This is a genomic window from Myxococcus sp. CA056 (assembly GCF_013336715.1).
Lineage (GTDB): Bacteria > Myxococcota > Myxococcia > Myxococcales > Myxococcaceae > Myxococcus > Myxococcus llanfairpwllgwyngyllgogerychwyrndrobwllllantysiliogogogochensis.
In genome coordinates this window covers 253,463-267,589 of the sequence record NZ_JABUMT010000002.1, presented here as the reverse complement: position 1 = coordinate 267,589, position 14,127 = coordinate 253,463, and the positions used below count along the sequence as shown (strand labels likewise).

Here is a 14,127-nt window from a genome sequence, read left to right as displayed (position 1 = left end):
CTGGTCGAGCCCAGTCCCAGCGAGCGGAGCGGAACTCAGCGGCTACCGTGTCGAGGTCCACGCGCGGGTCGAGTTCACTCCCACCGAGCGGAGCGGAACTCGGAGGCCAGCACGTCGAGCAGGGCCCTGACGAGCGGTGGCGGGGAGCGGCCCGCCGCATGGACCGCGTGGATGCCGACGGGCCTGGGAGCGAAGCGGTCCAGGACGGTGACGAGCCGGCCGGAGCGCAGGTCCTCGTCCACCATGAAGCGAGGTAGCACGGCGAGACCGATACCGTGAGCCACGGCCTCGCGCAGCAGCGTCCCGTTGGCGGCGGACAGCGGGCCCGACACGGGGACAGGCACGGGGATGCGTCCTTTGGGGCCGTAGAAGCGCCACTCGTCCTCGGCGCGCAGGTGCAGGTAGCGCAGACAGTCGTGGCGCAGCAGGTCCTCGGGATGCTCGGGGGTGCCCCGGCGCTTCAGGTAGGCAGGTGAAGCGCAGACGCACAGCGCGGTGGTGGCGAGCTTCCGCGCCACGAGACTGGAGTCGCGCAAGCGAGTGATTCGCAGGGCGACATCCACCCGGTCCTCGACGAGGTCGACGAGCCTGTCGCTCAGCATGACCTCCACCGACGTGCCCGGATGCGCGGCGAGGAAACGGGCCAACGGGCCAGCGAGGTACATCTGCGCGAAGCTGATGGGCGCGTTGATGCGCAGCGTGCCTCGGCCCGCGTCCGAGGCCCCGCGCGTGGCGGCGCTCGCCTCCTGGAGCAGTTTCGAGCAATGGGCGTACACACCCAGGCCCGCGTCGGTGACGGAGAGCTTGCGGGTGGTGCGGATGAGCAACCGCTGCCCCACCCGGGACTCCAGCCGTGAGACGCGCGCGCTCACCACGGACTTCGACACACCGAGCACGGCCGCCGCCCGGGTGAACGAGCGGTGCTCCACCACGCGCGCGAAGCACGCGAGGCCCAGCAGGTCATCAAACAGAGGCTCCGTCACCCGCCGCAGGCTGCCATGGGGGCCCGTGTAGGACCAGCGGGGAGAGAAGGAGCACGCAGTCCCAGGACTGGGACCAGAGACTGTATTTCCAGTGCAATCCAGTGGCTGTTAAGTCGCGTCGTCACGCGATGTTGACGAGGAAGGTCGGGCAGAGCGTCGGCCCCTCTCGTCACAATGCGGACCTCACCCCATCACCACGAGGAACGGATGACACGAGTAACCACAGCGAAGACGTGGCTCAGCCTGGGACTGTGTGGAGCACTGGCGACGATGGCCGGAGCCTCCACGGCGTTCGCGGAAGCGCCGCGCGCCGAGACGCGCACGGCATTGCTTTCACCCTGGTCTCAAGCGGCGTCGATGAGTCAGATTCGCGCGTTTCACACGGCGACGCGACTGCCGTCGGGCAAGGTGCTCGTCACGGGCGGCAATGGCTGGGGCACGGTGACGGCGTCGACCGAGACGTATGACACGGCCACCAACACGTGGAGCGCGGCGGCTGCGATGAGCCAGACGCGAGCACACCACACGGCGACGCTGCTGGCATCGGGCCAGGTGCTCGTCGTCGGTGGACTGGGCGCGGGAACGTTGGCGAGCGCGGAGCTCTACAACCCCACCACGAACACGTGGAGCGCCACGGGCAGCCTGGGCACGGCGCGCAGGGCCCATCAGGCGGTGCTGCTGGCGTCGGGCAAGGTGCTGGTGTTCGGCGGCTTCGGGCCGGCGGCGCTGAAGAGCGCGGAGCTGTACGACCCGGCGACGGGGACGTGGACGGCGACGGGCTCCACGTCTGTCGTCGCGGGGAAGGTCAGCGCCACGCTGATGCCTTCGGGCGACGTGCTGGTCATCAATGACGACGGCGTCACTGGCGCGGCGGAGGTGTACGACGTGAGCACGGGTGCGTGGAGCCGCGTGTCGGACCCGCCGGCGTTCTATGGGCACGCGGCGCTCCTGTTGAATCAAGGCGCGGTGCTGGTCACGGGACAGGAGACGGGGCAGTACGCGAGCGGCGCGTGGCTGTTCTGGCCGGAGGACAACGAGTGGGAGTACGTCTCGTACGCCACCGAGGAGCGGCGGCGGAACCACTCGATGACGCTGCTGCCGTCGGGCAAGGTGCTCGTCGCGCGCGGTACGCGCAACCAGATGGGCGGCACCACGGAGATGTTCAACCCGGCCACGTGGCAGCTGTCCGTCGTGGGCAATGACACGCCCACGCAGGGACATACGGCCACGCTGCTGACCAACGGCAAGGTGCTCGTCGTGGGAGGCTCCAGCCAGGAGGAGCCGGAGCTGTACTCGTCCGGCGAGCTGTTCACCGAGTAGCGCACGGTCCATGCCTTCAGGCCCGCCTGTCTCCCAAGCCGAGACAGGCGGAGCCTGGGACTGTTCACCGAATCGCGCGCGACTCATGCTTCCCGGCCCGCCTGTCTCCCAAGCCGAGACAGGCGGAGCCTGGGACTGTTCACCGAATCGCGCGCGACTCACGCTTCCCGGCCCGCCCACCTCCCAAGTCGAGACAGGCGGAGCCTGGGACTGTTCACCGAATCGCGCGCGACTCATGCTTCCCGGCTCGTCTGCCTCCCGAGTCGAGGCAGGCGGAGCCTGGGGCTGTTCACCGAATCGCGCGCGACTCATGCTTCCCAACCCGTCCCCCTCCCGAGTCGAGGCAGGCGGCGCCAGGGGGGCTGTGCTACGCAGGGCGGGCGATGGCGACCAACGTCCCCACTCTTCTCATCGAGGGCTACTCCGCCGACGAGCTGCTGCGGATGCCTGCGGAGGAGCTCGAGGCCTTCGCGTTCACCGGCGAAGCGTTGATCCTCCGGGTGGGCAGCGGCGAGTTGCTGGGCCGCTTCCGGCGCCTTCCGGACCGACTCGAGGTGGAGCTCGCCCAGGTCGACCGTGGTGGCGAGGGGATTCTGCTCGCCCTGTGGCGACTGGCGCGTCAGCTGGCGAGCGCGCGCGGGTTGACCCAGGTCGAGTGGATTGTCCACGCGGTGCATTGCGCCAGGCCCAACCTCAAGCTGCGCCGCGTGCTCGAACGTCGTGGCTTCGTGGTGCGTGAGCTGCCTGGACGCGGCTCGGCCTACCACTTCATCGACACGGTGTAGGCCCCGGCATCCACTGTGTTCGCCGGGCCCACCGGTCCGCGTCACGGGCCGACCGTCCTGTCTCGCGGACAAGGCGTGTAACGGGCGACGTGTGTGTCCCTGGCTCGCGGCGTGGGTGACAGAGGGGAAGACACGTCGACCGTGTCCCCTCGTGATTGGCCAGCGAATTGAAACCGGAGCCTCCGGGGCTCGCGTCGACCGTGAGCCCGCATTCGCTCACGAGTGGACAGAAGCACCCTTCCGGACACGTGGACCACGCGACCTCAAGTCCTGACTACTTCACAAGTCACCCTCACTTCAAACAACCTATAAGGGCACAAGCGTGTCCTGGCGACCCGTGTGGACGCATCCAGGTCCGCACTCGATGTCAGAGCGCAACGCCAGGATTTGGGTGCTTGGCTGGGGGGAGGCATCAATGATGTTGGTGGATGTCTGGGAAGAGCACCTCGATGAGGCCTCTTTCCGGTGGGAGCAATGGGAGCAGGCCCTCGTGGCTCCTGATGCGACGCTATTGGCGACAGCGGAGCGGGAGGAACGCCTGCTGGGTCATCTGGAGGGACTGGCGGAGCAGGAAGCACTCGAGGCCGTGGTGCGGCCGGCGTTCGACTCGGAGGAAGCGGCTCGCGTCTCCGTCGCCACCCATGTGCTGCTGAGTCAGGGCGCCGTGGACGAAGTGTTGTCGCGACTGCGTGGGTCGGAGGTCGAGCTCCGTGCCGCCATGTGCCGCGCCCTGGAAGTCAGCGAGGTCGCGGGGGTGAGCACGGCGCTCGAGTCACTGTTGAAGCTGGGCGATGTGGACCTTCAGGCTCGCGTGTTGGAGGCGCTGGCCGGCAGACAAGGCACGTCGCCCGACGTGCTCGCGCGGTACTTCCCGCATGACGAACCGAGGGCGCGAATCGCCGCACTCCAGGGAGCAAGGCCACTGCCCGAGGAGCTTGCGCGGCGGATGTTGCCCGCACTGCTCGCCTCCGCGCATCCCGACATCCGGCTGGCGGCCGTGGAGGCAGGGCTGACCGCGGGGCTGCGTCTGGCGTGGGAGGCGTGTGGAAGAGAGGCACGGGCGCTCACACCGGAAGCCATGGTGCTGCTCGCGATAGGGGGCGGTGAAGAGGACACGGACTTTCTGGTGGGACTGGCGAAGGACGACGAGCTACGTCCCGAAGTCGTGTGGGCGCTGGGGTTCAGCGGGCGGCTCGCGGCGATGGACTTCTGTGCGGAGTTGCTCAACGTGCGCGGAGTGGCCCGGCTCGCGGGAGAGGCGTTCTCGGCCATGACGGGACTCCAGTTGGAGGGGCCGTACGCACTGCTCGAGGAAGAGGAATCCGACGAGTCCGAGGACCCCGAAGCGGATCTCACGGTGCGCCCCGAGGATGATTTGCCGTGGCCGAACGTGTCGGCGGTCCGGGGTTGGTGGGCGGAGTCACGCAGTCGCTTCGTGGAGGGACAGCGCTATCTGCTGGGGCAGCCCTTCAGCGGGGTGGTGCTGATGGAGGCCCTGGAGTCGAGCTCGATGCGACGTCGGCACGTGCTGGCACGCGAGCTGGCCATCCGCACGCGCGGGCAGCACGTCATTCCCACCCGAGCCTTCACCCATCGCCAGCGCGAAGCCCTCGCGCGGGCCCGAGGGGCGAGACTGGTGCTGGGAAGCGGGCCCCTCGTTTCCACGCTTCGCTGAGCGCGCCGAGGACTCACACCATGCCCGCGCTCGAGAACCTCACTCCGTTCGCAGCCACTGATTTCCTGACGCAGACAAAGGAAGGAGAGGACGGCCTCATCCTCATCGTGGCTGGCAGCTTCACCCTCCCCGCGCCTGGACGAGCCTCGGTGGCTCCGTTGGCGTTGAGCGATATCCAATCCGCGCCACCGAGGATGGACGCGTACTGGGGACCACCGGAGACATCGAGCCTCCGTCATGAAGCACCGTCGTCCTATGCGCGGCGTGCGACGGACGTGTTGTTGGACGGGCGAGCGTGGGCACCACGCGGCCGCAAGGTGACGGGGACTCAAGTGCGAGTACGCGTGGGGCCCGTGGAGAAGCGGGCACAGGTCTGGGGCACGCGCGTCTGGTATCGGGGGTTGGTCGGGCTGAGCGCCTCGGCCCCGCTGCCGTTCGAGTCCCTGCCGCTGCGGTACGAGTACAGCTTCGGAGGCACACGAGCGTCTGGGTACGAGCCGCGCAATCCGGTGGGACGCGGCTTCTACACGAGTGCGAAGGAGGCGCTGGAGCAGCCGTTGCCATCCATCGAGACGCCGGAGGCACCGGTGCGCGGGTGGTCGGACAGACCGCCTCCATGTGGCTTTGGACCGGTGGCTCGGCACTGGCAGCCACGAGTGGGGTGGGCAGGGACCTACGACTCCTCATGGGTGGAGAAGCGAGCCCCCCTGTGGCCCGCGGACTTCGACGAGCGCTTCTTCCAGGTGGCGCCCGAGACGATGCGAGCCTCATCTCACTTGCGAGGAGGAGAGCCCGTGGTGCTGGAGGGAGTGTCCCCGGACGGACCGCTGGCGTTCCATCTGCCCGAGTACAGGTTGATGGCGCGCTGCATGTTCGCGGGGCAGCGAGAGAAGCGACGCATGACATTGGACGAAGTGCGGTTGGAGCCCGAGGAGCGCCGGGTGGTGCTCACCTGGCGGGCGACGTTTCCGGCGCATCGGAGGTTGGCGACACATGAGGTGAGCACGGTGCGCCTGCTGGAGTCGTGGGAGGACGTGTCATGAGCGGAGCGAGGGTGGTGGGGCTGGGGTTGTGTACGCCCATCGGGACGACGACACACCTGACGCTCGCGTCACTGCGAGCGGGCCTCGTGCGCTTCGCGGAGACGCAAGTCGAGGACGACCTGGGTGAACCGGTGAGGGCGTCTCGGCTGAGTCTCCTGGACGCGGCGATGACACGGACAGAGCGCATGTCCGCGTTGGCGCGACAGGCCCTGGTCGGGGTGCGGCCCGTGCTGGAGCGATTGCCACCGAGAGGACGTGTGCCTGTGTATCTCGGGCTCCCGGAGCCTGGGTTGGGGGCGGAGGTGGAGCGGGAGTCACTGGTGTCCGCGTTGCTGGCGGAAGCCGAAGGGCGACTGGAGTTGGTGAAAGTTCACGAAGGAGGAAGAGCGGCCTTCTTCGAGGCGCTGGCCACGGCCACGAGAGACCTGCAGTCCGGTCGAGCCGGGGCAGTCGCCCTGGTGGGGGCGGTGGACTCGTTGGGGGATGCGGTATCACTGGAGGGGCTCTCGAAGGCACGGCTCCATCTGGGGCGGCAGAACCCGGACGGACGGATTCCTGGCGAGGCCGCGGGCTTTGTCGTGCTCACTCGGACAGGGGCGGCGAAGTCACTCGGGTTGGAGGAGGTGGGTGTCGTGCTGGGAACCGCGTTGGCGGTCGAGCCTCGACCCTTTGCGCGGACGGCGCCCAGTCTGGCGGAAGGGCTGACGGAGGTGCTCCAGAGCGTGCGGGGCGACGGGGTGATGGGCGGGCGGCGTGTGGATGGAGTGTTGGCCTGTCAGCCGGGGGAGTCCTTCTGGGGGACGGAGTTCTCGCGGGCGTACCTGCGAAACGCGGGGCTGATGCCGGAGCCGTTGCGGGTCCACCTCGCGGGAGAGGGGCTGGGGGACGCGGGGGCTGGGGCGGGGCCTGTGATGCTGGGCGTGGCCTTGCACCGAGCGAGGTGGAGGGAGCCAGCGGCGCGGAGGACGCTCATCTATGGGAGTGCGGATGGGGGGCGTGTGGGGGCGTGCGTGGTGGAGATGATTCCGAAGTCGTGAAGAGGAGGAACCATGGGTCGCGTCTACGCGAATGGCCGTTCGATTCTCCACAAGGGTGACGGCAACACGCACACCTCGGCGGCGCCCGATGTTTGTAAGGTGCCGACACCGGGAGGACCTGTGCCGACGCCCTTCGTCAACTCAGCGCAGGACTCGATGCTCACGAAGGGGAGCACGAGCGTCACGATTGAGGGCCACCCCGTGGCGCTGACGAGTTCGGAGCTGAGCACGAGTTCGGGTGACGAGCCGGGGACAGCGGGAGGCCTCATCTCCTCCAAGTTCAAGGGGAAGATGGCCTGGGGCAGCGGCAGCATGGACGTGAAGGTGGAGGGAAAGGGCGTGGTCCGCTACCTCGACGTCACCCTGCACAACGGGAACACGTACAACACCACCTTCATCTCCGACGGGCGCACCGCCTGGGCCTACGGAGACGACTCGCAGTGCACCGCGTGCGGCAAGTCGACAGAGAGTCACCGTGTCCACGAGATGAATGACGTCGTGGTGCACATGGACACGGTGTTCTTGAAGCTCATGGAGCTGCTCCACGAGCAGCGGCCCCTCATCGAGAGGCACCTGCAGCTTCAGAAGAAGAAAGAAGAAGTGACCGCAAGAGCACAGGCGGATATGGACGCACTGGATGACCAAGTCCAAATTTTCGTGGACAAGCTGAAAGCCAAGGTCATTCAACTCAAATCCAAGTCCCCGCCTCCAAGAGAAGAAGCGAAGGCGGACATCATCCGACTTCAATCCTCACTCGAACATGAGCGCCAGCACGCCAGCACTCAAAAAGCACAGAAGGCCCTCGAGCGCGACGGGCTTATAGCAACGCTCCTCGAGGAGATGCGCCAACTCAACGCAACACTCGAGAGCATGAAGCCGGTCTTGCGAAAGCATGGAGACAACGGCACCTACAACGAAGGATACATGGTTGGAATCTGCATCAGCAGATGCGCCAAGAAGCTCTTGGTCACCTGTTCTGGTTCCGAAGGTGCCACTCCAGGATTTCTTGAGGCTACAAAGGCGACGCCATTCAGTTACGTCAGAGGGTTTCAAGCGAGTGCTCAACAAGTCAAAGCGCTTCAAAAACTCAAGCGAACCAGCAATACGTGGATGTGCGCAGCACCACAACTCATTCAGGAAGGAAGGAAAGGCGGCCACAACATCCGAACCATGACTGAACGCTACTTCACCCCGATGCGCGAAGTCACTACGATGCCAATTCCCATCTCGTGGACAGACGAGGCAGGGGCACGTGAGGAGCAAAAGCGTTACGGCCACGGGGAAACAGTCCCCTCTTGCACATCGTGCCAGCAACTCCTTCCAGAGATGCTTTGCAATAACAGCAAGGACTGTGCCTAAATCATGAATGAGCGCGAGCTAAATACACTCATCGAGGAGTTCTCGCCAAATCGCATGGACGAACTCCTGACCCTGATTGAGCGTTATTCCCCAGGCCATCGCGAAGAGGTTGCGGGATGGACCAGCCTCTTCATAGACGATCTTGAAGAAGCCTTCGGGCGCCCTCTCCCCAGTTTCTATCGGGAGTTCGCTGGCGCCATGGGAAAGAAGGGGGGCCGCCTTCTCTCCGACGTCAAGAACTACAACACATACTCCGATGTCAGGGAATACTACGCGCCGCCCTACAACGGAGAGAGCCTGCCCCCTCGCCGGTTCTTGTACATTCTCGGAGATACGACAGAGCCCGACCCGGTCAATTACTATCTCGACCTGGAGGCTCCGTCGGAAGACGGCGATGCACAGGTCGTCCGCATTCCCTATGGCAAAGACGCCTGGAAGACAGTCTCGGGGGCCTCATTCATCAGCTTCCGCGAGATGCTCTACCTCTGGGCCATGGACAAGTTCCTCCTGTCTACATTTCCCCATCAAGCAAACTATTCACAAGACAGAAGCGCTCCTCTTCTGACCCCCGATGCTTTCGCCCAGACTCTTGAGAAACTCGGCTTCTCTCGACTTCCGTACCCTCAACACAGCATGCTTTTCGAGCGAGCCGATGCGGCCCTCGAACTCTATCGCCCACCCGACGGACAAATCCTCTTCACACTACGGGTAGGATTCAGGAGCCTGAAGGGGCTCAAGCAGTTGCAGTCCATCATTGAGGACAATACGAGCATGGAGAGGTTCACATGGCCGGGACAGAAACGGGAAGAATGAGGGGAACCGTTCAGGTTTCGGCGCAGCCGCCCCTTGACGCTCCGGAGCACGCGGGCTTCGGTCTTGATCGAAAGTGCGTTCCGACGAGGTGACCCGCGAGCGATCCGATGGATAGGTCCATCACAGCTCTGCGAGAACGCCAAGGAGTGCGCCTGACCTATGGAAGAACTCCTGAATCTTCTTGAGCGATACCTTCCAGGATACCGCCAGCAGGTTCGCGGGTACCCAGACCTGGTTGTCGACGAACTGGAAGAAGTCTTTGGCCACCCGCTGCCAGAGTCCTATCGCCAGTTCGCCAACGTCATGGGGGCCCAAGGAGGACCCCTGTTTCAAGAGATGTCCTCCTACGACCCCATCCAGGGAGTCGCGGAGAACTACCGGCTGGCGCCAGAGAGCGTGATGCCGCCCCGGAGATTCCTCTTCCTCTTCGGAAGTCGTGACCCATTGGTCTCGGACTGCCATTGGCTTGACCTGGATGCACCAACGGAGGACGGGGACTATCAGGTGGTGCTCATGCCTTTCGGCGAGCACGCCTGGAAGAAGAACCTGAGGCGCATCTACAGCGGATTTCGAGAAATGCTCTTCCTCAAGGCGATGACCGACATCTGCCTGCCAACCTTCCCCCATCAGGTCAAATTCAGCGGCGGGCACGAAGGGAAGGCCTCGTCCGTAGATGAGGTCGCTCGCATCTTCGAGAGAGGGGGTTTCATCCGACTACCGCACCCGCATCACAGTATGATCTTCGAACGACCTGGTGCTGCCATCAGGCTCTATCGGCCTCCAAGAGGCTCACGGTTCTACATTCATGCAGGGGCGCATCGTCTCGATGAACTTCATCACCTGCAGCGAGTTCTCGAAGACAACACCGATGTTGAACATTCATCGAGCAGCCCAGTCAGGTGAGGTGCGCCTGAGCCATGAACGAACTGTTAGCGCTTCTCGAGTCGCCCCCTCCCCTGTCGATGGCGGGCTTGCTCGCGTTCATGGAGCGGTGGAAGCCCGGGAGCACTCAGGGGTTCGAACCAGCCGCTGCGGAGCAGATTGCCGCTCTGGCGAAGCCACATGGAGGCCTCCATGCGTTGCCTCGCGTGTATCGCGAGTTCCTTGAGACAATGGGCGCATCGACTGGCGACTTGCGGTTGACGTTTGGCACGACCTCCATTTCGGCACTGCTCAAGGATCGCGAGGCTCCTCAACGAGAGCGGCCCGATTCTCGTCGCTACCTCAAGTTCGCCATTGGAGAGGATGATTATAACGGCCGCCACCCCGATGAATTCTTCGAGCTCACTCGCCCAACACCCGACGGACGTGATGCGGCAATCCTAAGCATTCGCGAAGAAGACCTCGTGAGCCACAAGGAAGGTGCCGAACTGCTCTTCCCGACGTTCTCCGACTTGCTGCGTTCCATCATTGCATCGAGAGTGGTCTTTGAGGTCGGCCCGGAGAAACAAACGCGGTATTACAGTCTCGGAGAGCAGCCTGGGACCCCACGCAGGGTCTATGAGTTCTTCTCTCGATTGGGATTCTCGCTCACCGAACTCGGAGCCTCGGCTGATGTTGTTCTTCTCGAACACTCGGAGCGGATGGCGATTGCCCTGCTCAGTGCTCCTTCAACGTGGATTCCAAGAACGGGCGTGCAGTTGCGCGCACGAGACAAGACCCAGCAATTGCTTCTCGAGGAGATCTTCAGCGACCACGAGGAAGCATTGAGTGGCGGTTGACAAGGTCCTCATCCACACCTTGTGACCCCGCCAACTTGACTCTCCCCACCCCATGGCGATGTTGAGCCGGAATGCACGGGCACCCCTCCCACCTCCTGCGCTGGCTCAGGCTCTTCCTCGCCTGCCTGACGCTCGTTGGTAGCGGTGCCTCGGCGCAGGCCCTGCCCCGCCCGGCTCCTGTCTCCGCCTCCCAGTCCAGCGGCTCCGCCTCCACCCCGCGCGCCCCCGAGCTGGTCCGCTACGCCTGGCACGCCACCCCCGGCCAAGCCCAACCCACCGCCTCCGCCACCTCGACCTCTCCGGTCCACGGTCGCGTCCAGAGGCATCCCCCAGGCCCCACCCGGCGCCTCTTCCTGCTCCACAGGTCGCTCCTCCACTGAGCCCTCCCGGAACGCCTCCGCCTTCCGGCAGTCCCCTCAGTCCCAGGAGCACCCATGTCCCGGTTCCTCTCCCGGGCGCTCGCCTTCCTGCGCGCGCTCGCGCGATACATCCGTCGCGCCTTCCGTCTCCTCTTCATCCTCATCCTCGTCGCCCTGCCCATCCCCGTCGCGCCCGTCGTCGCGGCCCTCCTGCGCCCCTTCCGGCGCAACCTCCCCGCCGAGGTCCTCCGCAAGAAGAAACAGCCCTGAGACACAGGGCCCCGAGCCTCACGGCTTCGTCCAGCCCTCGTCCTCGCCAGGCCCGCCGAAGTCGTCCCCCTTCCGGGGCGCGTCGCGCGTGCGCTTGACGGGCAGCCTCCATCCCCGCCGCACGGAGATGAGCCGCACCGCCGCGCCCACCGCCATTCCCGCCACCAGGGCCAGCCGTCGGTGCCCCGTCAGCGAGAATGCCAGACACACCAGGCTCGCCGCGAAGGCGGCGAGCGCGTAATACCCAGGCTCCGGCCTCATCACCGTGGGCGTGCGCCGGATGAGCACGTCGCGGATGATGCCGCCCCCCGCCGCGGTGATGATGCCAATGAGCACCGCCGTCCCAGGGCTCAGCCCCACCTCCAGCGTCCGCTGCGTCCCCGCCACCGCGAAGGAGCCGAGCGTCAGCGCATCCAGCGCGGACAACAGCTTCACCGTCGGCCCGTGCCGCAGCTCGAAGAGGAACGCGGCGAACGCCCCCGTGAAGGCCGCGACCAGATAGGCGGGCTTCACCAGCACCAGCGGCGGCCCCACCTGGAGCAGCGTGTCGCGCAGGATTCCGCCCCCCACGCCGGACACGAGCCCCAGCACCAGGAAGCCCATCAGGTCCATCTTCCGCCGCTCGGCCAGCAGCGCCCCCAACACCGAGCCAGAGAACACCCCCAACAGGTCCGCGACGAGCGTCCCCAAGGAGATGACCTGCTCCTGCACATTCGGTTCAGTCAGGTCGAGTGACATGGCGCGCGGCGGCCCGTCAGCACACCGCCATCCACCAGCGTGGGGACGCCGCGGTCCACCAGCAACCCGCGCCGGGAGGGTCAGGGGCCGCATGCCCGGCATTCCCTCCCCAGCGGGCTGGCACTCGGGCGACAGGACAACATCTCCCTGCCCCCATGGCCGCGCCCTCCGCGCGAACGCAACTTACCTGTCTACCCGCGTCTCCCGGAGCGAAGGCCATGAATCCCTCCCGACCCGCTGACCGCATCTTCGAGGGTGGAACCCTGCTCACCATGAACGAGCATCAGCCCACCGCCGAGGCCCTGGCCCTCCAGGACGGCCACATCCTCGCCGTGGGCACGCGCGCCGAGGTCCTCGCGCTGCGCGGCCCCGACACCGAGGTCATCCCGCTCCAGGGTGGGACGGTGATTCCCGCCGTCGTCGACAAGCTGTCGAGCGGCAACTCGGACGAGGAACCCGAACCCCAGGGCACCCTCGCGCCAGGCCAGCGCGCCAACTTCGTCGTGCTCTCCGGCAACCCGCTCATCGTCACGCCCCGTGCCCGCGAGGACCTGCGCGTCCTGCACGTCGTCAAGGACGGCCGCAGCCTCTACTTCGCGGACACCCCACCCGCGCGCGAGAAGAAGGACGAGGACCCCTTCAGCGAAGCCCTCTTCCTCGACGAGAGCGGCTGGCTCGTCTGAGTCTCGCGGTCAGCGGCGCGGACAAGGCCTGGCGCGTCGAGTAGCTCGGCGCGCACCCTCCGAGAAATTGTCCTGCAACGAGCACCTCGACACGGCAGGCGGGGTGAATGACACCCATCCACGCGTGGGCTATTGAAAGTTCTGCGCTGTGTACTCCAGGGGTGACTTCCTCCCACTCCCGGCGTTCTGCGATGGTGAGAGGGAACCCGCACCGGAGAGCCTCATGCTCCGCCGCCTTGGCCCCGCGTTCTTCCTCGGAACCCTGCTGCTCGGGGGTGCCTGCAAGAAGTCACAGGACCCCGCGCCCGCGACTCCGGCGCCCCCTCCGTCCGCAGAGCCCGCCCCCACCTTCGCGCTCTCGCTCCTCCAGGACGCGTCCCCTTCGGGCTGTACCTGGATGCGCCAGGACGCCACGGGCCTACGCAAGGCCCTGGCCACCGTGGAGGCTCCCTGCGAGCGCCTGGGCATGGCCTGGAGCCCGGACGGCAAGCAGGGCGCGCTGGTGGACCGGGGCGGAGGCACCGTGCCGCCACGCGCCTGGAAGGTGGAATTCGACTCACCCCAGGGCCTTGTGTCACTCGCACTCCCAGACGAGGGGCACACGGACTCGCTCGGCTTTGACGCACAGGGCCGTGTCGTCGCCCTGGTGTCGCAGTTGGAGGGTCTGACGCGGAAGGAAGAGCGAGGCGAGGAGGTCTTCGTCGTGGATGGCCGGCGGCTGCCCGTGCCGGAAACGGAGGGCAGCCCGGGCCTCGCGCATGCGTACCGCCGCGAGGGTGAGGCGTGGAAGCGCATCGAGTCCGTCGCGACGGTGTACGAGCGAGAGGACGCGGCGGGCACGACGGCGCTGGCCACCGCCAGCCAGTTGGTGTCCTCGACGTTCGGCACGGACCCGGATGCGCCCACGGCGACGGAGCTCTCCGAAGGCAGCGAGGACGCGGTGCGTCTGGACGCGGTGGTGAAGGACAAGGGCCACACGGAGTACGGCGCCTGGGTCTCGCTGGAGACGCATGGAGGACCGCTGTACGCGTGGCGCGCGGCGCGCGAGTTGCCGGTGCTGATGCCGCCGCTGCGCTGGGAAGCGAATGATCGCCTCTCCGAGCCGGAGGCCCTGTCGCTGGAGCCCACGTCGGTGGTGGAGCTGCGCGTGCGAGGCGCGCTGTTGCTCGTGGCCTCCGACCACAGCGCGCGCATCTACGACGCGCGAAGCAAGAAGCGCATCGCCCAGCTGGACGGCGTGCATGGCGCGCGCTTCTGGCCCAAGCAGCGCACCGTCACCGCGGCCCTCCCCTCGGGGACCTCCGCCGGGCAGTAGCGACTGCCTGGAGGGTGAGCAGGCTC

General features: G+C 66.2%; 14 protein-coding genes. 12 read left to right on the top strand and 2 right to left on the bottom strand.

Annotated features, from left to right (window positions below; all coding sequences use genetic code 11):
* Positions 1–74: 74 nt before the first annotated feature.
* Positions 75–983 carry a LysR family transcriptional regulator gene (locus tag HUA76_RS08810; RefSeq protein WP_174460583.1) on the bottom strand — a complete coding sequence of 303 codons (909 nt, stop codon included), beginning with the start codon at positions 981–983 and terminating at the stop codon, positions 75–77.
* A gap of 207 nt (positions 984–1,190) precedes the next feature.
* Here HUA76_RS08810 and HUA76_RS08805 point away from each other — a divergent pair, with 207 nt between their 5' ends.
* The 10 genes from HUA76_RS08805 to HUA76_RS08760 all read left to right on the top strand — a co-directional run bounded on the left by HUA76_RS08805 (position 1,191) and on the right by HUA76_RS08760 (position 11,365).
* A complete protein-coding gene (locus HUA76_RS08805) occupies positions 1,191–2,303 on the top strand; it encodes a kelch repeat-containing protein (RefSeq protein WP_174460582.1) in 1,113 nt (370 codons plus the stop codon).
* A 383-nt stretch (positions 2,304–2,686) separates the two neighbouring features.
* The gene (locus tag HUA76_RS08800; protein ID WP_141649378.1) at positions 2,687–3,088 is read left to right on the top strand and encodes a hypothetical protein; all 402 of its coding nucleotides are present in this window, start codon (positions 2,687–2,689) and stop codon (positions 3,086–3,088) included.
* Positions 3,089–3,503: 415 nt separating this feature from the next.
* The gene (locus HUA76_RS08795; RefSeq protein ID WP_174453731.1) at positions 3,504–4,763 is read left to right on the top strand and encodes a TIGR02270 family protein; all 1,260 of its coding nucleotides are present in this window, start codon (positions 3,504–3,506) and stop codon (positions 4,761–4,763) included.
* A gap of 20 nt (positions 4,764–4,783) precedes the next feature.
* Positions 4,784–5,806, top strand: a complete 1,023-nt coding sequence (locus HUA76_RS08790) for a DUF2169 domain-containing protein (protein ID WP_174460581.1) — start codon at positions 4,784–4,786, stop codon at positions 5,804–5,806.
* Positions 5,803–6,843 (top strand): 3-oxoacyl-ACP synthase, encoded by a 1,041-nt coding sequence (locus tag HUA76_RS08785; protein ID WP_174460580.1) that lies wholly within the window; start codon positions 5,803–5,805, stop codon positions 6,841–6,843. Before HUA76_RS08790 ends, HUA76_RS08785 begins: the two co-directional genes overlap by 4 nt.
* Before the next feature lie 12 nt (positions 6,844–6,855).
* Complete coding sequence (locus HUA76_RS45195; protein ID WP_254614107.1) at positions 6,856–8,202, top strand: DUF4150 domain-containing protein; 1,347 nt, start codon at positions 6,856–6,858, stop codon at positions 8,200–8,202.
* Positions 8,203–8,205: 3 nt separating this feature from the next.
* The gene (locus HUA76_RS08775) at positions 8,206–9,015 is read left to right on the top strand and encodes a hypothetical protein (protein ID WP_174460579.1); all 810 of its coding nucleotides are present in this window, start codon (positions 8,206–8,208) and stop codon (positions 9,013–9,015) included.
* A gap of 159 nt (positions 9,016–9,174) precedes the next feature.
* Positions 9,175–9,918 (top strand): SMI1/KNR4 family protein, encoded by a 744-nt coding sequence (locus HUA76_RS08770; protein WP_174460578.1) that lies wholly within the window; start codon positions 9,175–9,177, stop codon positions 9,916–9,918.
* Positions 9,919–9,932: 14 nt separating this feature from the next.
* On the top strand, positions 9,933–10,736 hold the full coding sequence (locus HUA76_RS08765; protein ID WP_174460577.1) for a hypothetical protein: 804 nt from the start codon (positions 9,933–9,935) through the stop codon (positions 10,734–10,736).
* 434 nt (positions 10,737–11,170) lie between these two features.
* Positions 11,171–11,365: a hypothetical protein gene (locus HUA76_RS08760; protein ID WP_174460576.1), complete on the top strand. Its 195-nt coding sequence runs from the start codon at positions 11,171–11,173 to the stop codon at positions 11,363–11,365.
* Positions 11,366–11,383: 18 nt separating this feature from the next.
* Here HUA76_RS08760 and HUA76_RS08755 read toward each other — a convergent pair whose 3' ends face one another.
* On the bottom strand, positions 11,384–12,103 hold the full coding sequence (locus HUA76_RS08755) for a trimeric intracellular cation channel family protein (protein WP_174460575.1): 720 nt from the start codon (positions 12,101–12,103) through the stop codon (positions 11,384–11,386).
* A gap of 218 nt (positions 12,104–12,321) precedes the next feature.
* On the opposite strand from HUA76_RS08755, the gene HUA76_RS08750 reads away from it, so the two are divergent.
* Entirely contained in the window at positions 12,322–12,786 is a 465-nt protein-coding gene (locus HUA76_RS08750; RefSeq protein ID WP_174453725.1) for a hypothetical protein, read from the top strand.
* A gap of 223 nt (positions 12,787–13,009) precedes the next feature.
* Positions 13,010–14,101, top strand: coding sequence for a hypothetical protein (locus HUA76_RS08745; RefSeq protein ID WP_141646392.1), 1,092 nt, complete (start codon positions 13,010–13,012; stop codon positions 14,099–14,101).
* The last annotated feature ends 26 nt before the right edge of the window (positions 14,102–14,127 follow it).

What these genes read in the sequence shown, in the direction of transcription:
- HUA76_RS08805 (WP_174460582.1), top strand. Translation starts at nt 1,191, where the DNA reads ATGACACGAGTAACCACAGCGAAGACGTGGCTCAGCCTGGGACTGTGT.
- HUA76_RS08800 (WP_141649378.1), top strand. Translation starts at nt 2,687, where the DNA reads ATGGCGACCAACGTCCCCACTCTTCTCATCGAGGGCTACTCCGCCGAC.
- HUA76_RS08795 (WP_174453731.1), top strand. Translation starts at nt 3,504, where the DNA reads ATGATGTTGGTGGATGTCTGGGAAGAGCACCTCGATGAGGCCTCTTTC.
- HUA76_RS08790 (WP_174460581.1), top strand. Translation starts at nt 4,784, where the DNA reads ATGCCCGCGCTCGAGAACCTCACTCCGTTCGCAGCCACTGATTTCCTG.
- HUA76_RS08785 (WP_174460580.1), top strand. Translation starts at nt 5,803, where the DNA reads ATGAGCGGAGCGAGGGTGGTGGGGCTGGGGTTGTGTACGCCCATCGGG.
- HUA76_RS45195 (WP_254614107.1), top strand. Translation starts at nt 6,856, where the DNA reads ATGGGTCGCGTCTACGCGAATGGCCGTTCGATTCTCCACAAGGGTGAC.
- HUA76_RS08775 (WP_174460579.1), top strand. Translation starts at nt 8,206, where the DNA reads ATGAATGAGCGCGAGCTAAATACACTCATCGAGGAGTTCTCGCCAAAT.
- HUA76_RS08770 (WP_174460578.1), top strand. Translation starts at nt 9,175, where the DNA reads ATGGAAGAACTCCTGAATCTTCTTGAGCGATACCTTCCAGGATACCGC.
- HUA76_RS08765 (WP_174460577.1), top strand. Translation starts at nt 9,933, where the DNA reads ATGAACGAACTGTTAGCGCTTCTCGAGTCGCCCCCTCCCCTGTCGATG.
- HUA76_RS08760 (WP_174460576.1), top strand. Translation starts at nt 11,171, where the DNA reads ATGTCCCGGTTCCTCTCCCGGGCGCTCGCCTTCCTGCGCGCGCTCGCG.
- HUA76_RS08755 (WP_174460575.1), bottom strand. Translation starts at nt 12,103, where the DNA reads ATGTCACTCGACCTGACTGAACCGAATGTGCAGGAGCAGGTCATCTCC.
- HUA76_RS08750 (WP_174453725.1), top strand. Translation starts at nt 12,322, where the DNA reads ATGAATCCCTCCCGACCCGCTGACCGCATCTTCGAGGGTGGAACCCTG.
- HUA76_RS08745 (WP_141646392.1), top strand. Translation starts at nt 13,010, where the DNA reads ATGCTCCGCCGCCTTGGCCCCGCGTTCTTCCTCGGAACCCTGCTGCTC.